This is a genomic window from Streptomyces sp. NPDC048361 (assembly GCF_040651795.1).
Classification (GTDB): Bacteria; Actinomycetota; Actinomycetes; order Streptomycetales; family Streptomycetaceae; genus Streptomyces.
Genome location: NZ_JBEZKW010000040.1, coordinates 13,487 through 38,328, shown reverse-complemented (window position 1 = coordinate 38,328; position 24,842 = coordinate 13,487). Strand labels below are relative to the sequence as shown.

The 24,842-nt window shown below is 72.7% G+C and carries 28 protein-coding genes; 12 read left to right on the top strand and 16 right to left on the bottom strand.

Translation table 11 applies throughout. From position 1 onward, the window contains the following. Positions 1-80 precede the first annotated feature (80 nt). The gene (locus tag AB0D31_RS22630) at positions 81-1,463 is read right to left on the bottom strand and encodes a transcriptional regulator (protein ID WP_362725957.1); all 1,383 of its coding nucleotides are present in this window, start codon (positions 1,461-1,463) and stop codon (positions 81-83) included. 259 nt (positions 1,464-1,722) lie between these two features. Between AB0D31_RS22630 and AB0D31_RS22625 the strand changes: the two genes are divergently transcribed. From AB0D31_RS22625 to AB0D31_RS22615, 3 genes are all read left to right on the top strand, one after another. After that, positions 1,723-2,412: a bifunctional DNA primase/polymerase gene (locus AB0D31_RS22625; RefSeq protein WP_362725955.1), complete on the top strand. Its 690-nt coding sequence runs from the start codon at positions 1,723-1,725 to the stop codon at positions 2,410-2,412. 112 nt (positions 2,413-2,524) lie between these two features. Then, positions 2,525-3,349 (top strand): ABC transporter ATP-binding protein, encoded by an 825-nt coding sequence (locus tag AB0D31_RS22620; protein WP_362725952.1) that lies wholly within the window; start codon positions 2,525-2,527, stop codon positions 3,347-3,349. Next, on the top strand, positions 3,346-4,953 hold the full coding sequence (locus AB0D31_RS22615; protein WP_362725950.1) for a transporter: 1,608 nt from the start codon (positions 3,346-3,348) through the stop codon (positions 4,951-4,953). The genes AB0D31_RS22620 and AB0D31_RS22615 overlap by 4 nt, the downstream gene beginning before the upstream one ends. Before the next feature lie 152 nt (positions 4,954-5,105). On the opposite strand, the gene AB0D31_RS22610 is transcribed toward AB0D31_RS22615, so the two are convergent. Together AB0D31_RS22610 and AB0D31_RS22605 are read right to left on the bottom strand one after the other, a co-directional pair. Continuing rightward, the gene (locus tag AB0D31_RS22610) at positions 5,106-5,969 is read right to left on the bottom strand and encodes an alpha/beta hydrolase (protein WP_362726050.1); all 864 of its coding nucleotides are present in this window, start codon (positions 5,967-5,969) and stop codon (positions 5,106-5,108) included. An 810-nt stretch (positions 5,970-6,779) separates the two neighbouring features. After that, positions 6,780-7,472: a metal-dependent transcriptional regulator gene (locus AB0D31_RS22605; RefSeq protein WP_362725947.1), complete on the bottom strand. Its 693-nt coding sequence runs from the start codon at positions 7,470-7,472 to the stop codon at positions 6,780-6,782. Between the two features lie 203 nt (positions 7,473-7,675). Here AB0D31_RS22605 and AB0D31_RS22600 point away from each other — a divergent pair, with 203 nt between their 5' ends. Continuing rightward, positions 7,676-8,431, top strand: a complete 756-nt coding sequence (locus AB0D31_RS22600) for an SIS domain-containing protein (RefSeq protein ID WP_362725944.1) — start codon at positions 7,676-7,678, stop codon at positions 8,429-8,431. A gap of 270 nt (positions 8,432-8,701) precedes the next feature. Here AB0D31_RS22600 and AB0D31_RS22595 read toward each other — a convergent pair whose 3' ends face one another. Then, entirely contained in the window at positions 8,702-10,090 is a 1,389-nt protein-coding gene (locus AB0D31_RS22595; RefSeq protein ID WP_362725941.1) for a PAS domain-containing protein, read from the bottom strand. 532 nt (positions 10,091-10,622) lie between these two features. Then, on the bottom strand, positions 10,623-11,246 hold the full coding sequence (gene pdxH / locus AB0D31_RS22590) for a pyridoxamine 5'-phosphate oxidase (protein ID WP_362726047.1): 624 nt from the start codon (positions 11,244-11,246) through the stop codon (positions 10,623-10,625). Between the two features lie 317 nt (positions 11,247-11,563). Between pdxH and AB0D31_RS22585 the strand changes: the two genes are divergently transcribed. Beyond that, a complete protein-coding gene (locus tag AB0D31_RS22585; RefSeq protein ID WP_362725938.1) occupies positions 11,564-12,700 on the top strand; it encodes a citrate synthase 2 in 1,137 nt (378 codons plus the stop codon). A gap of 138 nt (positions 12,701-12,838) precedes the next feature. Then, the gene (locus tag AB0D31_RS22580) at positions 12,839-13,039 is read left to right on the top strand and encodes a hypothetical protein (protein WP_362725936.1); all 201 of its coding nucleotides are present in this window, start codon (positions 12,839-12,841) and stop codon (positions 13,037-13,039) included. Between the two features lie 87 nt (positions 13,040-13,126). Here the strand turns inward: AB0D31_RS22580 and AB0D31_RS22575 are convergent, their stop codons facing one another. The 3 genes from AB0D31_RS22575 to AB0D31_RS22565 all read right to left on the bottom strand — a co-directional run bounded on the left by AB0D31_RS22575 (position 13,127) and on the right by AB0D31_RS22565 (position 14,998). Continuing rightward, the gene (locus AB0D31_RS22575) at positions 13,127-13,420 is read right to left on the bottom strand and encodes a hypothetical protein (RefSeq protein ID WP_362725933.1); all 294 of its coding nucleotides are present in this window, start codon (positions 13,418-13,420) and stop codon (positions 13,127-13,129) included. Between the two features lie 369 nt (positions 13,421-13,789). Beyond that, a complete protein-coding gene (locus AB0D31_RS22570; protein WP_362725930.1) occupies positions 13,790-14,419 on the bottom strand; it encodes a hypothetical protein in 630 nt (209 codons plus the stop codon). A 78-nt stretch (positions 14,420-14,497) separates the two neighbouring features. Beyond that, positions 14,498-14,998 (bottom strand): hypothetical protein, encoded by a 501-nt coding sequence (locus AB0D31_RS22565; protein ID WP_362725927.1) that lies wholly within the window; start codon positions 14,996-14,998, stop codon positions 14,498-14,500. 165 nt (positions 14,999-15,163) lie between these two features. Between AB0D31_RS22565 and AB0D31_RS22560 the strand changes: the two genes are divergently transcribed. From AB0D31_RS22560 to AB0D31_RS22535, 6 genes are all read left to right on the top strand, one after another. Next, a complete protein-coding gene (locus tag AB0D31_RS22560) occupies positions 15,164-15,442 on the top strand; it encodes a hypothetical protein (protein WP_362725924.1) in 279 nt (92 codons plus the stop codon). Positions 15,443-15,519: 77 nt separating this feature from the next. Then, complete coding sequence (locus tag AB0D31_RS22555; RefSeq protein ID WP_362725921.1) at positions 15,520-16,800, top strand: cytochrome P450; 1,281 nt, start codon at positions 15,520-15,522, stop codon at positions 16,798-16,800. 58 nt (positions 16,801-16,858) lie between these two features. Beyond that, a complete protein-coding gene (locus tag AB0D31_RS22550) occupies positions 16,859-17,086 on the top strand; it encodes a hypothetical protein (protein WP_362725918.1) in 228 nt (75 codons plus the stop codon). Positions 17,087-17,094: 8 nt separating this feature from the next. Beyond that, positions 17,095-18,099: a glycosyl hydrolase gene (locus AB0D31_RS22545; protein ID WP_362725917.1), complete on the top strand. Its 1,005-nt coding sequence runs from the start codon at positions 17,095-17,097 to the stop codon at positions 18,097-18,099. A 178-nt stretch (positions 18,100-18,277) separates the two neighbouring features. Continuing rightward, positions 18,278-18,595, top strand: a complete 318-nt coding sequence (locus tag AB0D31_RS22540; RefSeq protein WP_362725914.1) for a hypothetical protein — start codon at positions 18,278-18,280, stop codon at positions 18,593-18,595. 152 nt (positions 18,596-18,747) lie between these two features. After that, entirely contained in the window at positions 18,748-19,023 is a 276-nt protein-coding gene (locus AB0D31_RS22535) for a chaplin (protein ID WP_362725912.1), read from the top strand. Positions 19,024-19,129: 106 nt separating this feature from the next. On the opposite strand, the gene AB0D31_RS22530 is transcribed toward AB0D31_RS22535, so the two are convergent. The 8 genes from AB0D31_RS22530 to AB0D31_RS22495 all read right to left on the bottom strand — a co-directional run bounded on the left by AB0D31_RS22530 (position 19,130) and on the right by AB0D31_RS22495 (position 24,462). Next, positions 19,130-19,999: a tyrosinase family protein gene (locus AB0D31_RS22530; RefSeq protein WP_362725909.1), complete on the bottom strand. Its 870-nt coding sequence runs from the start codon at positions 19,997-19,999 to the stop codon at positions 19,130-19,132. Beyond that, on the bottom strand, positions 19,983-20,510 hold the full coding sequence (locus tag AB0D31_RS22525; RefSeq protein ID WP_362725906.1) for a tyrosinase family oxidase copper chaperone: 528 nt from the start codon (positions 20,508-20,510) through the stop codon (positions 19,983-19,985). Before AB0D31_RS22525 ends, AB0D31_RS22530 begins: the two co-directional genes overlap by 17 nt. A gap of 339 nt (positions 20,511-20,849) precedes the next feature. Then, complete coding sequence (locus tag AB0D31_RS22520; protein ID WP_362725903.1) at positions 20,850-21,500, bottom strand: vitamin K epoxide reductase family protein; 651 nt, start codon at positions 21,498-21,500, stop codon at positions 20,850-20,852. A gap of 35 nt (positions 21,501-21,535) precedes the next feature. After that, entirely contained in the window at positions 21,536-22,036 is a 501-nt protein-coding gene (locus AB0D31_RS22515; RefSeq protein WP_362725900.1) for a DUF5949 family protein, read from the bottom strand. 336 nt (positions 22,037-22,372) lie between these two features. After that, entirely contained in the window at positions 22,373-22,462 is a 90-nt protein-coding gene (locus AB0D31_RS22510; protein WP_362725898.1) for a chaplin, read from the bottom strand. A gap of 25 nt (positions 22,463-22,487) precedes the next feature. Continuing rightward, on the bottom strand, positions 22,488-22,796 hold the full coding sequence (locus tag AB0D31_RS22505) for a hypothetical protein (RefSeq protein WP_362725895.1): 309 nt from the start codon (positions 22,794-22,796) through the stop codon (positions 22,488-22,490). A 359-nt stretch (positions 22,797-23,155) separates the two neighbouring features. Then, entirely contained in the window at positions 23,156-23,977 is an 822-nt protein-coding gene (locus AB0D31_RS22500) for a hypothetical protein (protein WP_362725892.1), read from the bottom strand. Positions 23,978-24,222: 245 nt separating this feature from the next. Next, positions 24,223-24,462: a chaplin gene (locus AB0D31_RS22495; protein ID WP_362725889.1), complete on the bottom strand. Its 240-nt coding sequence runs from the start codon at positions 24,460-24,462 to the stop codon at positions 24,223-24,225. Positions 24,463-24,842: the final 380 nt, after the last annotated feature.

The following is a 24,842-nucleotide window of genomic DNA, read 5'->3' as shown; positions in this document are numbered from 1 at the left end:
CGGTTCACGCTACCGGGTCCCCCCACGCCCTTGCCAAGCCCTCCCTCAACCCCTGCTCAGGCGCCCTTGACGTCACGCACTCAGGCTGCTTGCACCTCCAGGCGCTCCCCGAACTCCCGCACCGCGGGCTCGTCCCCGTACGGCTCCAGACGCTGTTGCAGGTCCTCCAGGTAGTCCGCGCCGCGGTTGGAGCGCAGGGTGGACAGGAGCTCCACGGCCCGGGTGCCCGTCGCGCACGCCTGCTCGACCTCGCGCTGCTGCACCTGGGCGGTGGCCAGCAGGATGAGCCCGATGGCGCGGCGCCGCGCCCGTGACTCGGGGTGCCCGGCGAGCGACTCCTCGGCGCACCTCGCCGCGGCCTGCGACTGCCCCAAGTCCCGGTGGCAGTGGGCGAGTTCGTCGGCGAGATAGGCGTGGTCGAAGTGGGCGATCCACGGCGGGTCGTCGCCCGCGTCGGGGTCCGCCGCGTCGAGCGCGCTCAGCGCGCGGCCCGATACGAGCTGGCAGGTGCGCGCGTCACCGAGCAGGGCGTGCCCGCGCGCCTCGGCCGCGTAGAACATCGCCTCGGCGCGCGGGGTGACCCGGCCGCGCGCGCCTTCCTGTGCGGCGCGCGCCAGTTGGGCGATCTCGCGCGGATTGCCGAGCTGGGCGGCGAGATGGCTCATGGACGCGGCCAGTACGTAGCCTCCGTACCCCCGGTCGTCGGCGGCCTGGGCCAGGCGAAGGGCCTGGATGTAGTAGCGCTGGGCGAGGCCCGGCTGGCCGGTGTCGACGGCCATGTACCCGGCGAGTTCGGTGAGGCGGGCCACGGCGGCGAACAACTGCCGCCCCACGGACTCCCGGTAGGACCCGGCGAGCAGCCCCGACACGACACTGTTGAGGTAGTGGACGACGACCGGCCGCACATGGCCGGCGCCGAAACGGTGGTCGAGCTGGATCAGGGCGTCGGTCATCGCCTTGACGGCCTCGACGTCGGCCGCCCCGACCCGCTGGCCCGCGCTGCGCGCGACCTGAGAGTCGGCGCCGGTGATCAGCCAGTCCCGGCTCGGCTCGACGAGCGCGGAGGCGGCGACGGTGGAGCCGGACAGGAAGTCGCGCCGGCCCACGTCGCTGCGCCACAACTCGCAGACCTGCTCGATCGCGCCGAGCACGGTGGGCGAGAACTGGAGCCCCACGCCGGATGCGAGGTTCTTGCCGTTGGCCATGCCGATCTCGTCGATCGTGACCGTACGGCCCAGTTTCCGGCCGAGGGCCTCCGCGATGATGCCGGGCGCCCTTCCCCTCGGCTGCTGTCCGCGCAACCACCGTGCCACGGACGTCTTGTCGTAGCGGAGGTCGAGGCCCCGCTCCGCGCCCACCATGTTCACGCGACGGGCGAGACCGGCGTTGGAACATCCGGCTTCCTGAATGAGCGCCTGCAGACGTTCGTTGGGCTGGCGGGCGACGAGAGGCCTGGCTGCCATGAAAACCCCCTGGAGCGGCAGTGATCAGCACCCTGATCATTGCCCTGCGAATATGCAGAGAAACGAGGGGAATCGGAAATATGGCGTCATTGCCCAAATTCCCGGCTGCTTCCCCCGCATAGGGCTACCCGGCCGCCGACGCACAGCCGCACGCGCGCCCCCGCCCATGCACCCATGCGCCCCATATGCAGGACCGATACCCCTGATCCCGCCGTCACCGAGCCCGTAACCCTGGGTGGTGGCCCCCGTTGAGTCCGTCGTGGAAGAAACCATCACAGGCACGGGCACGGATACGGAATCCGCACAGATCCCCAAGCAGCGCGGCGAACAGCTCCTGGACAGCGCCGTACGGTACGCGGAGGAGCGGCACTGGGACGTCTTCCCGGGCACCTCCCTCGAAGCCGACGAGGGGGTCGAGCGCTGCTCGTGCGGTGACACGGCGTGCCCGAAGCCGGGTGCGCACCCCGCGCGGCCCGACTGGGCGACCCAGGCGACCGGAAGCGCGGTCGCGGCCCGCCGCCTGTGGTCCAAGAGCCCCCGGGCCTCGATCCTGCTTCCCACCGGGCGTACCTTCGACGCCATCGACGTACCGGAGTCGGCCGGGTTCCTCGCGCTGGCCCGCATGGAGCGGATGGAGCTCACGCTCGGCCCGGTCACCTGCACCCCCGACCGCCGGATGCTCTTCTTCGTCCTGCCGGGCGCGGGCGCCAAAGTCCCCGATCTGGTACGGAAGTTGGGGTGGTCGCCGGCCGCGGTCGACCTGGTCACCCGCGGCGAGGGCGACTATGTGGCGGCGCCGCCGACCCGGATCGGCGGCTCGGGCGCGGTGCAGTGGGCGCGCCGCCCCACCCCCGCCAACCGCTGGCTGCCCGACGCGGAAGAGCTGATCAGCCCGCTCGCCTACGCCTGCGGACGCGAGGCCGCGGACGCGAGGGCCCGGCGGCCCTAGGCAGTGCCGGCCCCGGTGCGGCGCGGGTGCCGCCCAGGGCCTGGCGCGAGTGCCACCTCCGGCTCCTATGGTGTGCGGGTAGGCATCACCACGGGGATTGAGAGGCACGACCATGCCGGACCGGGCATTCGAAGGACCGTCGGACACGGCGGGCGGAGCGCAGGGCGCGCCGCCCGCCGTCCGCGTACAAGGGCTGTGGAAGCGCTTCGGCGAGCAGATCGCGGTGGCGGGGGTCGATCTGGAGCTGCCCGCGGGCAAGTTCATCGGCCTGGTCGGGCCGAACGGCGCGGGCAAGACCACCACTCTGTCCATGGTGACCGGGCTGCTCAGGCCGGACCAGGGCAGGGTCGAGGTCGCGGGGCACGATGTGTGGGGCGACCCGGTCGCGGTCAAGTCCCGCATCGGCGTACTGCCGGAGGGGCTGCGCCTGTTCGAGCGGCTCTCGGGCCGCGAACTCCTCGGCTACTCGGGCCGGCTGCGCGGGCTGCCCGGCGCCGAGGTCGACAAGCGGGCCGCGCAACTCCTCGACGTACTCGACCTCGCCGGCTCCCAGCACAAGCTGGTCGTCGACTACTCGACGGGCATGCGCAAGAAGATCGGGCTCGCCGCGGCCCTCCTCCACAACCCCGAAGTCCTCTTCCTCGACGAGCCGTTCGAGGGCGTCGACCCGGTCTCCGCGCAGACCATCCGCGGTGTCCTGGAGCGCTACACCGGGTCCGGCGCGACCGTCGTCTTCTCCAGCCACGTCATGGAACTCGTCGAGTCGCTGTGCGACTGGGTCGCCGTGATGGCCGCGGGCCGCATCCGCGCGCAGGGCACCCTGGCCGAGGTGCGCGGCGACGCGACGTCGCTGCAGAGCGCGTTCCTCGAACTCGTCGGCGCGGGTGGCCGCACCGCGGGGGACTCGCTGGACTGGCTCGGGGGCGGTGCCCGATGACGGCCTCGTCGCAGAGCGCTGCCGCGTTGACGCCCGTCTTCGTACGGCTCAAGCTGTCGCTCCTCAAGAACGGGCTGCGGCGCTCCGGTGGGCGCCGGGCCGCCTACATCACCTCCGCCGTCCTCGCCCTGCTCTTCGCCGCGCTGCAACTGGTCGGCCTGATCGCGCTGCACGGCAACGCGCACGCCGCCACCGTCGCGGTGCTCGGCGTGACGGTGCTCGCGGTGGCCTGGACCGTCGTGCCGCTGTTCTTCCCCAGCGGCGACGAGACCCTGGACCCCACCCGGCTCGTCATGCTGCCGCTGCGTCCCGGGCCGCTCGTCGGTGCGCTGCTCGTGGCCTCCCTGGTGGGGATCGGGCCGCTGTTCACGCTCTGTCTGGTGCTCGGTTCCGCGATCGCCGTCGCGCACGGCATCGGCGCGGCCCTGCTCGCCGTCCTCGCCGTGCCGCTCGCCCTGCTCGTCTGCCTGGCGCTGGCGCGCGCCGTGGCGGCCGCCAACACGCGGCTGCTCACCTCCCGCAAAGGCCGCGACCTCGCCGTCCTCAGCGGCCTGATCATCGCGGTCGGCATCCAGTTCGTGAACTTCGGCATGCAGCGGCTCGGCAAGTCCGGTGGGATCACCGCGCTCGACCCGGTCGCGGATGTGGTGCGGTGGCTGCCGCCGGCGTCGGCGATCGGCGCGGTCGACTCGGTGAGCGAGGGGGCGTACGGCCGTGCCGCCGCCCAACTCCTGCTGTCCCTCGGCGCGTTGAGGCTGCTCCTGTTCGCCTGGAAGCGCTCTCTCGTGAAGCTGATGACCACGCCGGACGGTTCGACGCTCGCCGCGTCCGACGCCTCCCGCAAGGAGTCCAGCGGCCGGGGCCTCACCTCGCTGCTCCCCGACGGCCGTACCGGCACCGCGATGCTGCGTACGCTGCGCTACGCCTGGCGGGATCCCAAGACGAAGGCGGCGTGGATCACCTCGCTCGCGATCGGCCTGATCGTGCCGGTCTTCAACGCGTTGCAGGGCGCCGGCACGGTGTACTTCGCGTGCTTCGCGACGGGCATGCTCGGCATGCAGATGTACAACCAGTTCGGCCAGGACACCTCGGCGTTCTGGATGGTGCTGCTGAGCATCTCCTCGACCCGGGACGCCTATCTGGAGCTGCGGGCGCGGGCGTTGGCGCTGCTCCTTGTGACGCTTCCGTACACGGTGCTCGTGGCGGCGGTGACGGCGGGCATGCTCGGCGACTGGGCGAAGCTGCCCGAGGTCATCGGGCTCGCGCTGTCCTTGCTCGGCGCGATGCTGGCGACGGGGTCGGTGGCGTCGGCGACGCTTGCGTACTCCATCCCGCAGGACAGCCGCAAGAACGTGGCGCCGGGGCAGGGCGGGATCGCGGCGCTGTCGGTCCTCGGCGGGATGGTGGTGAGCGCGGTGCTGTGCGCGCCGATGATCGCGCTGGCGATCTGGCTGCATGTGTCCGGCAACCATGCCGCGCTGTGGCTGCTGTTGCCGCTGGGGGCGGTGTACGGGGGGCTCGTGTGCTGGGCGGGGTTGCGGGTGGCTGCGCCGCGGACGGCGGATCGGCTGCCGGAGATCCTCTCGGCGGTCAGCACCGGCTGACCCCACCCGGCGGCGGGGCTCGACCCCGGGCCCCGTGCGGCTACTTGCTGCGGGTGGCAGCTCCCTGGGGCTCCGCCCCCAGACCCCGTCCGCGCCTTCAGGGCTGGGCGGGCTGGGCATGCCGATGCCGGCCGGGGCCGGATCGGGGGCCGCTACGGGGTGAGCGCGGCGTCCAGGAAGGGCTCTACCGCGTCGCGCCACCCCTCGGGCTGGTCGTAGTGGACGAGGTGCCCCGCGTCCGACACCTCCGCGTACTGCCCGCGCGGCAGCACCCGCACCATCTCCTGGGCCTCCGCCCGCCCCAGCTCGCCGTCCAGGCCGCGCACCACCAGCGCGGGGCACTCGACCTGGGCCAGCTCCTCCCAGTGGGCGTCGTACACCCACGTCGCGCGGGACGTCAGCATCTGGCGGCGGGAGAAGACCGGGCGCCAGCCGTCCGCCCGCTCCGCCATCACCTCGGCGAAGAACTCGCCCCGCGACGGGCTCGGCCGCTCCACCCACGGGTCGTCCTCGCCGAACCACTTGCGTACATCGGCGAGCGTGGCGAACGGCACCGGCCACGCCTTGAACCAGTCCTCCCATTCGCGCTGCGACGCCGCCCCGAGCGCCGATGCCCGCATGTCGCAGATGATCAGGGCGCGCACCAGATCGGGCCGCTTGGCGGCGAGCTGCCACGCCGTGAGGGCGCCCATGGAGTGGCCGATGAGGGTCACCGGCGCGAGGCCCAGCTGCTCGACGGCGGCCTCCGCGTCGGCCACGTAGACCTCGCGTGTGAAGGGCCCGTCGGCCGGCTTGTCGCTGCGGCCGTGGCCCCGCTGGTCGATCGCGACCGCCCGGTGCTTCTCGGCCAGCCACCGGGCCGTGGAGGCCCAGTGCGAGGCTCGGCCCATCAGGCCGTGCAGCAGGAGGACGCCGGGGGCGCCGTCCGCCTCCCGGCCGCCCTTGGGCTGCTCCGCGAACTCCCAGGCGGCAAGGCGAACCCCACCGGTCCCTGTCACATCGATGCGCCGCACCATGTGCTCTGGCACCCCCTTCAGTCCCCGACAGTCCCCGAACGGCTCCAACGTGGTCAGTACACGGCAGAGTATCGAACCCCTATTCGAAAACTCGCGTATCCCGCGCAACACCCCTCGTTCGAGTGACCACGCTCAAGGATTGACGCCACGTGCCGAGGGGAGATCTTCTCCGGGAGGCGGGCCGCTCGGGGAAGACGGTCCGCGGGGGTCGACCCTGGGAGCTCGGGGCTCCGGGTCGAGACCGGGGAGGACAGGCCCCGGCGCCGCAAGGTGCCGGGGCCCTGGTCTTCCCGTAGCGGAAACGGATGAGCGGACCCGGGGCCCGCCGGTACCGACGACGGTGCGCGTGGTTCGAACGGCGCCATGGCTGCCGCCCCCTCCCCTGCCGCGCGCCTTCGCGATCGAATGGCTCACGCCACAGCCTCGCACGCGATCCGCCCGGCCGCTGCCATTCCGTCCGGAAACCGGCCTTCCCCGCAAGCTTCCCGCACCCGTCATCAGGTGGGGTCAACTTCCTTACGGGGAACGGCCGGTGACGTTCTGTTGCGTTCCGTTACGTGATCCATTGGGGCGAGAGCGGCCACGGGAGGGGCCTGGCCTCGTGGGCCCGCGCCGGGCGCCGTGGGCCGAGCCTCGTGGACCTCGCGCCGTGAAGCTCACGCCGTGGCCCTCACGCCGTGAATCTCACGCCGTGAGGCCGGCTCCGGTTGCTTCGGGCTCGCGGGGCCGGCGGGCTCGCGGGCCGGCTCAGTGCGGCCGACCCGTATGGGCGTCCGGCGCCCGCTGCCCGCCTCGGCCGCCTCAGCCGCCTCAGCGCTTGGCGACGAACACGTGCGACGCGACGTCCGCCGCCAGCTCCGCGGCCTCGCCGCTGCTGCCGATCAGGAGCCCGCCCGGCGACTGCGTCACGCTCACCACGGAGCCGGGCTGCACGCCCGCCCGCCGCAGCGTGTACATCAGCTGGGCGTCGGTCTGGATCGGCTCGCCGATCCGGCGCACGATCACCGTCTTGCCCTCGGGGCCCGGGTCGAGCTCGCCCAGACTGATGATGCCGTCGTCCAGGAACGCGTCCGCCTCGGCCTTCTCGCCCAGCTCCTCAAGGCCCGGGATCGGGTTGCCGTACGGAGACTCGGTGGGGTGACGCAGCAGCTCAAGGACGCGCCGCTCCACCGCCTCGCTCATGACGTGCTCCCAGCGGCAGGCCTCCGCGTGCACCTGCTCCCACTCCAGGCCGATCACGTCGACGAGCAGGCACTCGGCGAGCCGGTGCTTGCGCATGACGCGCGTCGCCAGGCGGCGGCCCTCGTCGGTCAGCTCCAGGTGACGGTCGCCCGCCACCTGCACCAGGCCGTCGCGCTCCATGCGCGCCACCGTCTGGCTCACGGTCGGGCCGCTCTGGTCCAGGCGCTCGGCGATGCGGGCGCGCATGGGGACCACACCCTCCTCCTCAAGTTCGAGGATGGTGCGGAGATACATCTCCGTGGTGTCGATCAGTCCGGACATACGTGCCCCTCGATGCTGTGACATAAAAACGTCGTGCCGCTGGCCCTGGACCAATTCTGACGCATCGCACTGACAACCGTGCCACCGCGAGCGTTCCCCATCTTGACCCACTGCCCGTGGACACCGTATTGACAGGGAAAAGGTCCAGACCGCACCGTGAGCGGCGCACGGTCGTTTACCCACCCCTGAAAGGGTCCTCGGCGATGAGCGAGAGCAAGCTGGCCGGTCAATTCTTCGACGCCGCGATCGGGCTTCTGGGGCGGGTACGGGACGAGGAGTCGCTGAACATCGCGGCCGCCGGTGCGGTGATCGCCGACACCGTGGAGGCAGGCGGGCGGCTCTTCGCCTTCGGCGCCGGGCACTCCTCGCTCGCCGCGCAGGACGTGGTCTACCGGGCCGGCGGGTTCGCCCTGATGAACCTGCTCGCCGTGCCCGGTGTGGTCGGCGTCGACGTCATGCCGGCGACGCTCGGCTCCGCGCTGGAACGGGTCGACGGGCTGGCCGGCGCGGTGCTCGACTCCAGCCCCGCCAAGCCGGGCGACGTCCTCGTGATCATCTCGCTGTCCGGGCGCAACGCGCTGCCCGTGGAGATGGCGATGAACGCGCGGGCGCTCGGGCTCAAGGTCATCGGGGTCACCTCGGTGGCGTACGCCGAGAACACGCGGTCGCGGCATGTCTCGGGGACGTTCCTGCGCGACCACTGCGATGTCGTGCTCGACAGCAAGATCGCGGTGGGGGACGCGGAGCTGACGCACGAGGGGGTGTCGGCGCCGTTCGCTCCCGCGTCGACCGTGGTGACGAGTGCGCTGATGCAGGCGACGATGGCGGCGGCGGCGGAGGCGCTTCTTGCCCGGGGGATCGAGCCTCCGCTTCTTCGTTCGGGGAACGTTGACGGGGGCCATGAGTGGAACGGGCGGGTCATGACGGAGTACGGGGATCGCATCTTCTTCCGCCACTAGGCTCCGCCGGGGGTGGGGATGCGGCGGAGTTGCTTGGCCTCAGCTCCCCGGGACTCCGCCCCAGACCCCGTTCACGCCTGAAGGGCGCTCGTCCTCAAAAGCCGGACGGGCTGACTATGCCCATGCGGGCCGGCACCGAGTAGTCAAGGGGCGCGGGGAACTGCGCGAGCAGCCCACCACAGTCCGCAGGTGGAAGGTGCCGGGGCGCAGGCCCCCAGGGTTGGGCGGAGTTGACGGGGCCCGGGGCGCAGGCCCGGGTTGGGCGGGGTGTCAGTGGGGTGTCAGTGGGGGGGCCGGTTTGGGGGTCAGGAGGTCGGCCGCGGCGGCCACCCTTGACGCCACGCTCTCCGCGTACGCCGCGTCGGGACGCTCGAAGGCCGGGCGGGACGGACCGCGCAGGAAGGTCAGGACGCCCAGCGTCCGGCCACGGCTGCGCAGCACCACGCACAGCGCGTGCGCAGCCTCCCGCGGCCACTGGCGCTCCGCCGCCCACGACTCCCCTCCCTCCCCGCCCGCACAGGCCCGTACCGTGCCCGTGCGCTCCACCGCCTGAAGGGCCGGGTGGCCGGGCGGATAGCGGACCGGGATGCCGCCGCCCGCCACCAGCGCCGCGGGGCCGGGCGCGCCGGCCGGGGTCTCCGCGGTGCGGACCAGCCGCTCCCCCACGACCAGATCGACCAGCGCGTGGTCGGCGAAACCGGCCACCGCGAAGTCCAGGTGCGTGGTGATCGCCTCCATCGGGTCCTCGCACTCGGCGGCGTTGCGCGAGGCCCGGTGGAGCTGGTTGGAGCGGAAGCGCAGCCGGTCCGCCTCCTGCTCGGCGAGTTTCTGCTCGGTCACGTCCTGGAAGAGCCAGCCCACCCCCAGCGGTACGGGCTCCTCCGCGAGCGGTGAGGACAGCCGCAGGAAGCCGCTGCGCACGCAGCGCCGCCGCTCGCCCTCCGCGGTGCGCAGCACCACCCACACGTCGGCGGGGCTGGCCGGCGGGCCCTCGGCCAGGACGTGCTGGAGCGCGCCCTCCAGTTCTTCGACGCCCTGCACGATCAGCTCGCCGAGCGGGCGGCCGAGCAGGGTCGCGCGGGCGGTGCCGAGGGCGCGCGCCGCGTAGGCGCTGACGACGGTGGGGCGCAGGTCCACGTCGACCAGGACGACACCCCAGGACCCGTCCTCGAAGAGGGCCTCGCTCAGCGCGATGGACCGCTCCAGGTCGATCTGCGCGTGCACCTCGCCGAACGCGCAGTACACCCCGGCCGCCGCGCCGTCCGCACCCCGCACGCCCGCCGACTGCGTACGGACCAGGACGCGACTGCCGTCCTTGCGCAGCAGGGCGAACTCGTGGACCTGGCGGCCCGGCGCGTCCATCACCGCCATCAGGCGTTGGTGGATCTCCGCCGCGTCGGCGGCCCGTACCGCCCAGCCCGCGAAGCCCCGGCGCCCGACGGCCTCGTCGGACGGCCAGCCGAGGATCCGCTCGGCCTCGCGGTTCCAGTGGGTGACCACGCCGTCCGCGTCGAACGCGCAGAGCGCGGCGTCCATCCCGTCGAGCAGCGCGGCCAGGAGGTCCCCGCCGGGTTCCTGGGCGGGCGGCGGGCCCGCGGGTTCCGTACCGGATCCCTCCGGGTCCGTGACCCGGGTGGTCTCGCTCCGGGAAACACTCATCCTGGCACCCCCTGCAGGACGTGGTCGCCGCGTCGCACGGCTGCCGCGCGGAGTCACTCACGCGGGATCATTCAACTGGAACGTGACGCAACCCACACCGGCTTCGTGGAAATCTTTTCGGCCAACGGCGGCTACCGGCCACACGGGGGCGCCGTACAGGGCTCGGGAGTGCTGGAAATAAATGGGTTGAGGGGGGCCGGAGCGGTGCCTAATGTGTGGTGCACACGAGAAGGGAGGTGGTTTGACAGATGTATGCAAACCGGACGCGTGAGGTGACTGCGGGCTGACCGCCTGCCAGTCGCACTCTTAGTGCGGGGCCGGCATCACGTCGGCCGAAATTCCCAGCAGTCACCGACCCGCGGGCTCGCCGGTACGTCCGGCCGGCTCCTCTCCGGAGGACCCGAGCCCGCGGGTCTCTGCATGTCCGGGTGGATGCACCGAGGATGCCCGGCCGGATGGCTTGATCCGGGTGGCCGGGAGGCTTGGTCCGGGTGGCCGGGACCGGAGAGCGCCGTCCGCAATCGGGCCCCGTTCAGGGCGCCAGGCGATCCACCCGCCACGCGTCGCCCTCGGCGGCGTACCGCAGCCGGTCGTGCAGCCGGTTCTCGTGGCCCTGCCAGAACTCGACGCTCCCCGGCGCCACCCGGAACCCGCCCCAGTGCTCGGGCGCGGGGACCTCGCTCCCCTCGGGGTAACGGGCCGTCAACTCCTCGTACCGCGCGGTCAGTTCGGCCCGTGAGGCGATCACCGTGGACTGGTCGCTGGCCCAGGCGCCGAGCCGGGAGCCGTGCGGGCGGCTGCGGAAGTAGCGTTCGGTCTCGGCGCGCGGGACGCGGGACGCGGTGCCGGTCACGATGACCTGCCGGGCCAGCTGGTGCCAGGGGAAGAGCAGCGAGACGTACGGGTTCGCGGTGAGCTCGGCCGCCTTGCGCGAGGTGTAGTTGGTGAAGAAGACGAAGCCGTGTTCGTCGTAGGACTTCAGGAGCACCGTGCGGGTCGAGGGGCGGCCGTCGGGGGTGGCGGTGGCGACGACCATCGCGTTGGGCTCGTGCAGGCCCCCGGCGACGGCCTCCTTGAACCAGCGGGCGAACTGCCCCATGGGCGTGGGGGCGAGGCCCTCCTCGGCGAGGAGGGTGGTGCGGTACTGCTCGCGCATCGCTGCGGGGTCCAGGTCGGTCACCCGGCCATCCTGCCGCACCGTCGCGTCCGGCCCGGCGGGGATGCCCGGCGGGGGCCCAGTCTGCCCGCGGCGGCGGGGCGTTAACCCTGTATCGCCGAATTCGGGCAGTGTGCCGGATGTCACGCTTCCCCGCGTCGTCGGGACCCGCCAAACTCTCGGCTGGGCCACTGTGGCCTCCATACACACGTTCAGCCCGCGGCGGGATTCCTGATCGCCGTACGGGGCATGACCGAGGGACCCGGGGCGGCACGGCCCGCCCGCAGCCCGCCGCACACACCCTGAGGAGCCGCCTGATGTCCGACTTCGTACCCGGACTTGAGGGAGTCGTCGCGTTCGAGACGGAGATCGCCGAGCCGGACAAGGAGGGCGGCGCCCTTCGCTACCGGGGCGTCGACATCGAGGACCTGGTCGGACACGTCTCGTTCGGGAATGTGTGGGGCCTGCTGGTGGACGGGGCGTTCAACCCCGGTCTTCCGGCGGCCGAGCCGTTCCCCATCCCCGTCCACTCCGGCGACATCCGGGTGGACGTACAGTCCGCGCTCGCCATGCTGGCGCCGGTGTGGGGGCTCAAGCCGCTGCTCGACATCGACGAGGCCACCGCCCGCGACAACCTCGCGCGCGCCGCCGTCATGGCGCTGTCCTATGTCGCCCAGTCGGCGCGCGGGCAGGGCCTGGCCATGGTGCCGCAGCGGGAGATCGACAAGGCGGAGTCCGTCGTCGAGCGGTTCATGATCCGCTGGCGCGGCGAGCCGGACCCCAAGCACGTCAAGGCGGTCGACGCGTACTGGACGAGCGCCGCCGAGCACGGCATGAACGCCTCGACGTTCACCGCCCGGGTGATCGCCTCCACCGGCGCGGACGTCGCGGCCGCGCTGTCCGGCGCGGTCGGCGCGATGTCGGGTCCGCTGCACGGCGGCGCCCCCTCGCGGGTGCTCGGCATGATCGAGGAGATCGAGCGGACCGGCGACGCGACGGCGTACGTGAAGCGCGCCCTCGACAACGGTGAGCGCCTGATGGGCTTCGGCCACCGCGTCTACCGCGCCGAGGACCCGCGCGCCCGCGTCCTTCGGCGTACGGCGCAGGAGCTGGCCGCACCGCGTTTCGAGGTGGCGCAGGCGCTGGAGAAGGCAGCCCTTGAGGAGCTGCACGCCCGCCGGCCCGACCGGGTGCTCGCCACCAACGTGGAGTTCTGGGCGGCGATCGTGCTGGACTTCGCGGAGGTTCCGGCGCACATGTTCACGTCGATGTTCACCTGCGCGCGGACGGCGGGCTGGTCGGCGCACATCCTGGAGCAGAAGCGCACGGGCCGTCTGGTGCGTCCTTCGGCCCGCTATGTGGGCCCGGGCTCGCGCGACCCGCAGTCCATCGAGGGCTACTCCGACATCTCCGACATCTCGGGTGCGCCGGGCGCCGCCCACCTCGCGGGCTGAGGACCGATGGGGCGGCCGGGGGACATGTGGCGCCACGTGGAGTAGCCGTGAGCGCGCCAGCACGATCGCGCGCGATATGAGGCTTACGGTCTGATTCGTCCGTTTCACCCCTCGAATTCGTCGAATGTGGAGTCCTCTGTGAGCCTCATCCGTCGCGCCGCCGTCGTGGCCGCGCTCTCCGCCGCCGTGATCGTCCCCGCCACCGCGACCGCCCAGGCCGCCCCGCAGACCGCCGTGCGCGTCGCCGCCCACGACAACCACGGCAACAACGACAACAACGGCAACTACCACCGCCAGCACTACGGCCTGCTGACCAGCCTGCTCCTGATTCTCCTCTGACCGAGGAACCGCGACACCGCACGGGCGCGCGTCCGGAACCGCTGGGTTCCGGGCGCGCGCCCGTGTCTCGTCCCGCGCCGCCTCAGGTCATCCCGCTACGGGCAGGAGGCCCAGCAGCGGCGCGACCGGGTCGGTCACCTGGTGCAGCTGGCTGAGGTCGTTGAGGTGGTTGAGCCCGGCCAGCTGCTGCTTGACGCCGGGGAGCTGGGCCGCGTACGGGGCGGGAATGCCGCTGGAGGCGATGTTGTCGAGCTCGCTGATCGGGTTCAACGGCTTGCCCACGTGGTCGAGGGGGCCCGCCGCGTTCGCCGACGAGACGGCGAAGCCCGAGACACCGGCGGCGACGGCGAGGACAGTGGCGATGCGTCGTGTTGAGATCACGCCTGCACAACGGGGAGTGGCGGCCGAGGACACGGCCGCCCCCCGCTCTCACCCGACGGGCGTACCTGGCCCCCGCCCGCGCCGCACATGGCAGCAGCTCCTGTCCGGGGGGAGTAGATCCCCGGACAGGAGCTGCCGGCGTGCTGTCCGCGCCGCGACACGGATCCTGTTTCCGCACGGCCCGATGAGCCATGCGGGCCATACGGGCCATACGGGTCATGCGGGTCATGCGGGTCATGCGGGTCATGCGGAGAGACATTCTGGTCCGCCACCGGCGCCCCCGTGCGCGCCGATGATGTCAGTGGCCTCGGTGCTGTACGCCTTGCGCCTGCGCCCTACAGCCCACGCTGTACGCCCTGCGCCTGCGCCCTACAGCCCGCTCGGCCAGGCGTAACTCGCGGGCACCGGGCGGGTATCGGTGTCCCGGGTGAGGACGAGCGCGATCTCGTCGCGCTCGCGCAGCACGATCGCCGCGGGGTTCCCGGCGACCGCGCGGCCGTTGACGTACGCCTTGAGACGGCGCCCGCCGCCCGCGTGGAGGCCGCCGATGCGGTCGGTGCTCAGCGGGACGCGCCACTCGGCCATGAACTGGCCCAGCGTGAAGTCCGCCCGCTTCGGCGACTCGACGTGGATCACGCCACTGGTGTCGTGGGTGTGCAGGGGGCTGATGAGAAGGTGCGGCGCGTCGATGCCGATCGAGGCGGGGACGGTGACGGGCCGGCCGTCGACGAGGATGTCCAGATGGGTGTGGGTGTGCTGGACCATGCCCTCGGCGGACAGCATCTTCAGACCCGCCGCGTCGGCCGCCGCGGCCGGGTCGGCGGGCGCGGGCCACGGCGGCGCACCCTCACCCGCGCCCACCGGGTGCGGATCGGGGCGGCCGGGCGCCGCCGTCGCGCCCTGGGCCGCGAGAGCGGTGACGGCGGCGACGGCAAGCAGCGCCGCGACGGCCCCGGCGAGCCGCGGGGTGACGGGGACGTTCCCCGGCGGACGGACCATGGGTCAACTCCTGGGGCAGTGGGACGAGTTGGACGCATCCCCGGGGTGCGGGCACGGCGCCCCGGGCGGGCGCTCGGCTCAGAGGGTCGCGGTGGCGGCCGGGTCGCTCTGGACCGCGGGCGCGGTCAGGCCCGCCTCCGGCAGGGTGACGGCGGGCAGCCCGAACAGCCCGGCGCGCGGCTGGCTCAGGGGGGCGCCGAGGTCGGCGCCCGGGGTGAGGACGTGCAGCGCGGTGTCGGGGGCGACCAGTTGGGGGGTGCCGAGGTTGCGGGAACTCAGCGGGTCGGGCAGCGGCGTACCGATCTGGGTGTCGGGCAGCGCGGACTCGACCGGCAGCGCGGGGACCATGTTGTGGGGCAGCAGGTTCCCCGTGACGTAACGCGGGCCGTTCGGGGTGCCGGGAACGGGCAGCGGCATGCCGGTGTGCACGGTGGGGGCGTCGAACGGAAGGACGGTGTTCAGACCGCCGAGCGGCACGTCGACCGGGACGGTCGGGGCGGCCGCGGCCGGCGCCACAGCCGCCGCCGTCGCGATGCAGGTCAGTACGCTCGCCAGGCCCGCGCGTGAGGTGATTCCCATGGATGTTCTTTCCTTCCCTGGCCTCTTCGGCCGTGTCGTTCTGCTAGAACGATCCCGGCGGCGGTATCACTGCAAAGTTCCCCTGCTTGCAGCAACCTGGAGCCCATCCGCGCGGCGCACGCCCCCCGGGCGTGCCCTTGGCCCGGCTCATGCGTTGTAGCCGACATGAACGTACGCCGATACCTCGCCGCCGCCGCAGCCGGAACCGCCGTCGCAGCCGCCCTTTCCCCCACCGCGCACGCCCTCGACCTGGGCGGCACCCTGAGCAAGACGGCCACCACCACCAGCGCCGTGGGCGCCCAGGTCAGGCCCGCCGCCGAGAGCGCCGTCGGGAACAAGCTGGGCAAGAAGGTCACCGCCGTCAAGAATGGCGTGAAGGCCGGCACCGACGCGGTCAAGGCGGCCAAGGACGCCGTCAAGGCCGGACGCGAGCTGATGAGCTGACCCGCCCCCTTCCCCCGTCCCCCAGCGTCCTCCCCCATGTCAACGCAGAGCCGCGCGGCGGTCAGGATGGTGCGAGCGTGACCCACACCCGGACGGTCCCGGCCCCCGGCGACGCCGCCGCCGACCTCGCGGACCCGGCGTTCTGGAAGCTGCCTGCCGCTCAACGCCTGGCGCGTTTCGCCGAGTTGAGACGGCAGCCGCGTCCGGTGTTCTTCAGCGAACGCCGGGCCCGACGGCGCCGCCCCGAACAGGGCTTCTACGCCCTGGTCCGGCACGCCGACGTCCTGAAGGCGAGCCGGCTGCCCCGGGTGTTCGCGAGCGCGCCCGGGGTCACATCGCCCGAGCCGGCGCGCTGGGTGCGGGCGCTGTTCGGCGACTCGATGGTCAACCTGGACGGCGCCGACCACGCGCGGCTGCGCCGCATCGTGCAGCAGGCCTTCACCCCGCGCCTGCTGGCCGCCACCGAGACACACATCCGTGAGCTCGCCGTACGCATCGTGGACGACATGGTCGCCGAGCGGCCCGATGAGTTCGTCTCCTCGGTGGCCTCCCGGATGTCGTTCGAGGTCATCTGCGCGATGCTGGGCGTGCCGGACGCCGACCGGCGCCGCATCGCCCGCCAGATCGACCGGGCCTCCGAGCACGCCGGGGTACGGCGCGGTCTCGGCGCCCGCCTGATGAGCCCGGGCAAGGGGCTGCGGGCACTGGCCCGGATGGAGCTGACGGTGGCGCGTCTCGGCCGCGAGCGCCGCCGCCACCCCACCGGCGACCTCATCTCGGCGCTGGTGTGCGCCGACGTGGACGGCCAGGCGCTGACCTACCGTCAACTGGGGTCGTTCTTCTCGCTGTTGCTCGTCGCGGGCGTCGAGACGACGCGCAACGCCATCGCCCACGCCCTGGCGCTTCTGACTCACAATCCCGGTCAACTGGCCCTGCTCACCGATGACTTCGAGCGGTATGCGGACGGCGCGGTGGACGAGATCGTGCGCCACTCGACGCCCATCATCCAGTTCCGGCGCACCGTCACCGCGCGCTACACCTTGAGCGGCCACACCTTTCTGCCCGGCGACAAGGTGATGCTTCTGTACGCCTCGGCCAACCGCGACGAGAGCGTCTTCACCGACCCGGACGCCTTCGACATCACCCGCGACCCCAACCCGCACCTCGGATACGGGGGCGGCGGCCCGCACTACTGTCTCGGCGCCCATCTGGCCCGCCTGGAGATCAAGGCCGTCCTGCGCGAACTGCTCACCCGACCGCTGGCCGTACGCGCGCTCGGCGAGCCGGAACTCGGCACGTCCAACTTCGACCACCGCGTCCGCAGGCAGTACTTCGCCTTCGATGCGACCAAGTCCTGAGACCCGGCGTCCGGCCCCGCGTGCGTACCCTCCCCGCGCGAGGGGCGTTGTACCGGGCATGAACCCACAGCACCGCCTCAAAGCCGCCACCGCCGCCGCCTCCCTCCTGCTCCTCGCCGCGCCAGGCATCGCGGCGGCCGACACGGGCTCGGGGCAGGGCAGCGTCACCGAGTACGGGCAGCCGAAGGTGCTCGGCGGGCGCGGCGAGATCGCCGAGACGCTCACCGACGGTGTCGCCATGTTCGGCGGCGCCCTCCAGCGCGACGGCGCGTCCGGGGCCCACTGACGGCCAGGATGCGCCGGGCGAGCGGGACCGGCCCCGGACGCCGTCGGGCGGCGGGCGCCGCGTCCTCGTGGAAGGCCGCGCTGTGCGCGCTCGTGCTGCTGGTCTCCGCGCTGGTCCAGCTGCCGGGCGACCGGCCGCGCGGCCCGATGCCGCCGGGGGCACGGACGGCGGTGGGCGTCTTCACCGGCTCCGGCGGGGACGGCGTCGTCAAGCTCGCGGCGGTCGAGAAGTGGCGCGGCCACGGGCGGCTGCGCGCGGGCCACACCTATCTGCCGGGCGACACCTGGAGCGGCATCGAGGGCCCGCCCCAGCTCCTCGCGCCCTGGGCCCGCTGGCGCCACGAGCGTACCGACCGGGTCCTCGTCCTCAACGTGCCGATGCTGGCCCGCAACGAGGACGGCCTGTCCGACGCCGAGGTGCGCGACCTGCTCGGACAGGGCGCGCGCGGCGCCTTCGACGGCCACTTCACCAGGCTGGCCGAGCGCCTGGTCGCCCTCCGGCTCGCCGACACCAACATCGTCCTCGGGTGGGAGATGAACGGCGTCACCTATACCCACCGGTGCGCTCCCGACCCGGCCGCCTGGCGGGCGTACTGGCGGCGCGTGGTCACCGCGATGCGCTCGGTGGCGGGGCAGCACTTCCGCTTCGACTTCGCGCCGGACCGGGGGCGCGACGCCGTGCCGTGGACCGAGTGCTATCCCGGGGACGCCTTCGTCGACATCCTCGGCATGGACTCCTACGACCAGCCCGCCGGCATGTCCTTCCGCGAGCAGGTCGAGGAGCCGTACGGACTGCGCGCCCAGGTCGACTTCGCCGCCCGGCACGGCAAGCCGGTGTCCTACCCGGAGTGGGGCCTCTTCCGCAACGGGGACGACACGCGGTACGTGCGCGGGATGACGGCCTGGTTCCGCCGCTACCGGCCCGTCTACCAGACCCTGACCGACTACTGCCCGCACGGCGTGTGGGAGTGCCCCGACAACCCTGAGGCGGCGCGCGCCTACCGGGCGCGGTGACCGGCGGGCCGCGCGGTGACCGGCGGGCCGCGCGCTGAGCCGTGCGGGGGCGGCCGGTGGGCCGGACGGGTGGTCCCTCCGGTGATGCTCGCGTGGCCCGGGGCGCCGCGCGACGGATCCCAATTATGCGTATCAGCATCTGATCCCCCTCCGGTTCTCCTGTTGAAGGGTCGCAGCCATGTACAAGCTCTCAGGTCCCGCGGCGCGGGCCGCCCTTGTCACGGGCCTGGTGTCCGCCCTGGGCACCGGGTACACGGCGCACGCCGCCGGCCACCCCGGAGCGGCCCCACCGCCCGCCTCCGCGCCGCACGCGGCCCCGCACGCACCCGGCGGGGCCGCGGCGCACCCCGGCGCGGCGCGGCCGACCCTGGCCGACACCGGTGCCGACGCCACCGCCTCGCTGCTCGGCGCCCTGAGCGTGGGCGCGGTCGTCACGGGGGCGGCGGCGGTCGCCCTGTCCCGGCGCTCCTCACGCGGGAGGTACGGCGAGGAGTGAAGCGCTCGGCGCGGCGCGGGGCGGCCGATCCCGGTTCGCTCAGGGAGGAACCGATTTGCTCCCTGGTGTCCGTTACCTATGGCCGATCGGCACGTTGAAGTGACATGACGACTGCGTGTCTGCGGTCGCGTGTCCATTCAAGGAGAACTTTGATGTCTCGTATCGCGAAGACGGCCGCCGTCGTCGCCGGAGCGGGCGCCGTGGCACTGGCCGGTGCGGGTATGGCCTCTGCCGACGCCGGCGCCGAGGCCGTCGCGGCCCACTCCCCCGGTGTCCTCTCGGGGAACCTGCTGCAGGTACCGGTGCACGTCCCGGTCAACCTCTGCGGCAACACCGTTGACGTCATCGGCCTGCTGAACCCGGTGTTCGGCAACACCTGCGTCAACGACTCCCACCTCCTCCACCACGGTGGCGGCTACGGGGGCTGACGCCTCCCCGTCCCGGCCGGACGTCCTCGTGACGGCCCGGCCGGGCCTTTGATCCCTCAACGCCTGCGGCCTCCCGGACTTCTCCCCCCGGGAGGCCGTCGCCGTGTCAGGCGTACCGGTAGATCCGGCTGTGGTCCAGGAGCGCCGCCGGCGCCACGTTCCACGGCGGCATCGGATCGTGAAGGGCCGCGACCCGGCCGTGCTGGAGGTCGCCCAGCGGCGGCGGGACGTCGGGCAGATAGCGCTTGGACGTGGAGTGAGCGGCCTGCCAGCGCGACCACAGGCTGTCGACGAAGGCGTGGTGCAGCCAGAACACGGGATCGTTGACGGCGGCCCCGCCGAGCATGATCCCGCCGATCCACCGGTGCACCTGGTTGTGCGTACGGAAGCGGGCGTCGCCCGACGCCTTGGTCCAGCCCTCCAGCTTGTTGCGGAACCCGGTCCCGCTCATCGAGTTCCACGGCGAGACGTCGTACACCGGGTCGGCGAGCGCGTGGGCGACATCGGCGGCGACGGGCAGCTTGATGGGGTCCCTGGGGCGGCCCAGGTCCCGCGTCAGGAAGCGTTCATCGGTGACGTTGACCGTGATGTCCCAGTTGCCGTGGGCGTACGCGAAGGGGCCGGTCATGACCTGGAGATCACCCCGGCGTCCGTTGCCGCCCATGAAGTCGTCGCCCCACAGCGACGACGCGGGCGAACTGTCGCGCGTCCAGTCCCAATACGGCACGGTGACCCGCGGGTTGACCTTCTGCAGCGCCCGCTCGAACTCCAGCAGGAACTGGCGGTGCCAGGCCGGGAAGGACGGCGCCATGTGCGCCACGCGCAGACCCCGGTCGCCGTCGGACACGTAGAAGTCGATGTGGGTGCGCACGAACGCGTCGTATGTGCCACGCCGTTTGAGTTCGAGCACCGCGTTGACGAACGCCTTGCGCTCGGCGCTCGTCAGGTTCCGCTGGTTCTTACGCGTGTACACCATGTGCGGTTGCCCCTTCGTGGCCCGCGTGCACGGGCACGGCGGCCAGCCGGGCGCGGCCCAGCTCGGCCGCGGCGGCGCGGGCGGCCTCGCGTGCGGTGGCGTACGACTCGTAGTGGTCGACGGAACTCAGATAGGTGCCGTCGGCGCGGCGCATCAGCACCAGCTGACGGTCGTCCACGAACACGGCGACCTCGGACCCGTCCGCCTGGAGGGGACGCCCCTGGATGCGGTGCCCGGCGTGCATCTCGTCGAAGAGCATCCCTTCGGGAACATGCGCGGTGGGCCCGGGCCCCGTGGCGCCGGCCGGCGCGGCGGAGGGGATGCGGGAGAGCGCGGCGCCGGTGAAGGCGACGGTCGCCGACGCGAACAGGACCCGCAGCACGCCACGGCGCGCGAGGCGCCAGGCGGTACGGGGCGGGGGCGTCCCGGGCCTGGTGGGCTCGGGGGTGCGGCCCCGGGGGCGGGTGCGGCCCGTCCGTCGTGCGCGCCAGAAGTGTGTCGCGTCGTTCATGGGCGTCTCCCTCGTGCTCGCTCGCGCGGACGGGTCCGGCACATGCGTGGGCCCCGGAAACCGTCCTGGCTCCGGGGCCCGTCCGAGCGTCCGCTCTCCTTGTCCGATGCCGGGTTCAACGAGGCTCCCCGGCGCAGGAAACGGCCGCCGTACGCTCGTCGGCGCCGCCGGCGCTCCCCGGGCCGGTACTGGTTGCACGGCCCGGGGAGGCTCCAACCATGCGACTGGTCGGTGGGGTCAACGCCCGGGGCGGGCGGGCGTGTCGGTGGCCGCAGATGTTTCACGCGGTTGGCCCACCATTTCCCGCAGGGAGAGTACGGACCGGCCGGGCGGCGGCCCTCACCCCGTCCAGAACTCCCACCAGCGGGTCAGGATCAGCATCGCGACGACCCCGATGTGCAGCACCGGCACCGCCCAGCCGAATTCGGAGAACAGTCCGCGCGCCCAACTCGGCGCGGGCAACGCACCCTTGATCACGTTGTGCGTGGTGACCCGCCAGAACAGCACGATGGTGGCGACCCACGCCAGACAGCACCACAGGCACAGCGCGTCGATGCGGTACAGCGATTCGAACTGCAACCAGCTGATGAATCCGACACCGAGCAACGCCCCCGCGTTCAGCGTCAGCCAGTACCAGCGCCCGAACCGGCCGCCGCCGAGCAGGCTCATGCCCACGCAGCAGACGATCCCGTACGCCACCAGGCCCAGCATCGGGTTGGGGAACCCGAAGACGGACGCCTGCGCGCTCTTCATGATGTTGCCGCAGGAGATCACCGGGTTGAGGCTGCACCCCGGGACGAAGTCCGGATTACGCAGCAGCTCGAACTCGTCCAGGGTGATGACCCAGGAGGCCAGCAGGCCGGCCGCGCCGGTGAGCACGACCAGCCAGGCGAAGCCGCGGCCGGCACCGAAGGCGGCGCCGGGCGGTGGCGGGGGTCCGGACGAGTCGGTGACCGGCGCCGGCTCCTGGAGCGTCCCGTGGAAGGGCATCGGTGTCGTCTCCGTTCCGTTCTCGTCCGGCGGGCTCAGCCGCGCAGGCGGCGGATGGGGAGCAGGCAGTGGCCCGCGGTGGTGATGGTGGCCTCGTCGCCCGCGAAAGCCCTCAGCTGCTCGTCGGTGACGGCGACGCCGGGCACGGCCTCGGGCCAGGCGCGCGTGGCGAACATGAACTGGACGGTGCCGCACTTCTCGGCGGCCGCCAGCCACTCGGGCGGCGCGGGGCACTGGGCGACCATGGTCGGCAAGGTCAGGACGGCCCGGCCGGCCTGCACGATCAGGGTCAGCGGGAACGAGCCGCCGTGACTCCGGTCGATCACACTGCCTGCCGGCATGCCGATCTCCTCGAGGAGCGCCCGCGCCGCGACCTCGGCACCCTCGGGGCCCTGGACGCCGTCACCAAGGGGGTACGCCATGAGGAAGGGCACGTCGCCGGACTCGTCGGGGTGTTCGCCGCTCCACGCGATGACGATGAGCGAGCCCAACAGGGCGGCCCTGGACGGCTGTACGGCACTGGTGGCTGAAGTCATGCCGGGACTCTAGGACATTACGGGCCGAGCCCCTCGCAGCTGTCACCCATCCGGATGAAACGTCCTTCGCGGGACGCACCGGGCCCTGCGGATGCGGCGGGGGTACGGCACGAGCGCCGCGTGGCTGCGGCGGGGGTGACGCGTGGGTGCGGCGGGGGTGACGCGTGGGCGCGGCGGGGGGTGATGCGCGGGCGCGGCGGGGGTGACGCGTGGGCGCGGCGGGGGGTGACGCGTGGGCGCGGCCGGCCCGGACACGCGGGAGCAGCCCCGGGTCCCTCAACTCCCCGGAGCCGCCCACGACTTGTGGCCTCCTGACCGGGCGCGTACCGGGTCCGATCAGTCGTTGACCCAGGTGTTGCCGAAGGCGGGGTTCAGGAAACCGATGAAATCGACCGTGACGCCGCGGAGGTTGACCGGTACGGGCACGGACGAGATGTTCGCGCTCCGACGGCTAGCCGATCGGCAGCCCGCCGAGCATCCGGCCGGGACCGGACTGGCCATGGGGCTTGCTGAGGTCGTGGGCGGTACTGGTCGCCGCGTGCAGCAGTGAGCCGTCCGACTTGGGGTCGAGCGCGCTGGTGTCGACGGGTGCCGCGTCGGCCAACTGGGCGTGGGACACCTGGTTGGTCAGCGAGTCGAGGCCGCCGTTGAGGCTCATGGGGGGCATGGGAGGCGTGGCACCGGTGGCGAAGGCCGGGGCTGCCGCGCCCATCACCGCGAGGGAACCGGCGACCGCCGCGGCTACCTTCATCGACTTCATCATCAATCCTTCCGCGGCGAGTTCGATCGCCGAATTGGCCGCGCGTGCCGCGCTCCGGCGGAGCCGCGCGTATCTCTGATCGCTTTGCGATGCTTCGCCTTGGGTAACGACACCCGGACGGTTGGGAAACCCTTCGGGAGCGGATTGGGGCCGTATCGCGGCTGGCCGGGACCGGATCGGGGCCGGATTCGAGGCCGCCACTCGCATGCGGGCGGTCCGCCGATTTGCCTAACGGATCGCGGGAACTCCGCTGTGGACCGGCCGCATTGGGGCGTTGCCAGGTCGGGGTGGTCGCGCTGGTTTCGTACAGCGGAAAGCGCCGGCCCCTCCGCAGGTGCCGGCGCTCGGGGGAGTACGGCTCAGACGGGCAGCTTCGGCGGTGCCACGGGCGGCGAGCCCGCGGGGAGCTTGGGCAGGGCGGGCAGGCCCGGCAGGTTGGGCACCGGCAGGCCGCCGCCGAGAACCGTGGCGACGACGAGCCCGACGAGGCCGGTGACCACCTCGGTCGCCGCCGGCGCGATGCCCGCGACGTTGGCGCTGGTGACCGCCTTGACCAGGCTGTCGAGCGACTTCTTGAGCGCGGAGACGGCGTCGGCCTTGACGTCCGTGGGCCCGGCGGCGAACTCGGGGCCGCCGAGCGGGAGCGCCGGCAAGGTGGCGGGCGCGACCGGGGTGCTGGGCACGGCCGGGGCAGCAGCCACCGACGGCGCGGCGGGCACGGCCGGGGCGGCGGGCACGGCCGGGGTGGCGGGCACGGCCGGGGTGGCTGGCACCGACGGCGCGGCCGGGGTGGCGGGCACGGTGGGGGCGGTCGCGGCCGGGGCCGCCGGGGTGGCGGGCACGGTGGGGGTGGTCGCGGCCGGGGCCGCCGGGGGCGCCGCCTTCACCGCGTCGAGGGCGGCCGTCGCCTTGCCGGCCAGCGAGGTGATGTCGGCCGGGGAGGCGCCGTTCAGCGCGCCGGTCAGCAGATCGGACACGGGCTTGAGGGCGCCGCCCAGGTCGGCGAGCGGCTTGACCTGCTTGAGCACGGCGTCGGCGCCCGGCACCGGAGCCTCGCCGCGGACCGTGCGGACCGTGCGGGACGGCTGGGCGTCGGCGGCCAGCGCGGATCCGGCGGATCCGGTCACGATCGCGGTCGTGAGGGCCACGGCGACCAGTCGCCGTGGTGTTCGTGCACGCATGAAACGGTTCTCCTTCGCTGGGACATGCGGATGTTCGCTGGGACATGCGAATGTCCCCTCACCGTGCGCAGGCCTCCGACCCCCCGCAACCGCGTGCTCACCCCGCGTTCCCACCCCCCTGCGCGACGCGCCGATCCGAGCTGGCGCAACCCCGTGCGCAGGGACCCCCGTGGCCTTGCGCCAACCGGGCAGCACAAAGCCCCGGCAGCCCCCTGGGTGGGGGCCGCCGGGGCTTCGCGGAGGGACTACTTGTTGACGCAGGTGTTGCCGAAGGCGGGGTTCAGCAGGGCGATCACGTTGACCGTGTTGCCGCAGACGTTGACCGGAACGTGCACCGGCACCTGCAGCAGGTTGCCCGAGAGGACACCGGGCGAGTTGGTGGCCGCGCCGTGCGCGTCGGCGTCGGCGGCGGCGACGCCGGCCCCACCGGCAATGGCGGCAACGGCAGCGGTGGACAGGACCAGGGCCTTCGCGGTACGCGACATGGAGAAGCACTCCTAGATTGGGAAAGTCATTGACCTTGGGAAAGGGCAGCGACCGGGTGTTGTGACTCGACCTACACCTCAACGCGGTCCCGGCCGACCGGTTTTGCCCCTAACGGGTGAACCCGGGTTTCCGGAACCGAAAAGGCGGCCAGGGGGCTTCTCCGGGCCGTGGTCGCGAACGGCACGCACAGCCATAGAAAACCACCCGAACGGATTAACCTCCGACGTCGGTGTTGCCGCCGCCGACCCCGTTCGCACGCGCCGGAACGGCTGACCTGGCCCTGCGATGCATCGTTTTTTCATTCGGGTGGGGACAAGGCCATCGGCATAACGAGCCAACCGTCAACGGGATACGCCGAATCGCCCGAAGGGACACTCCG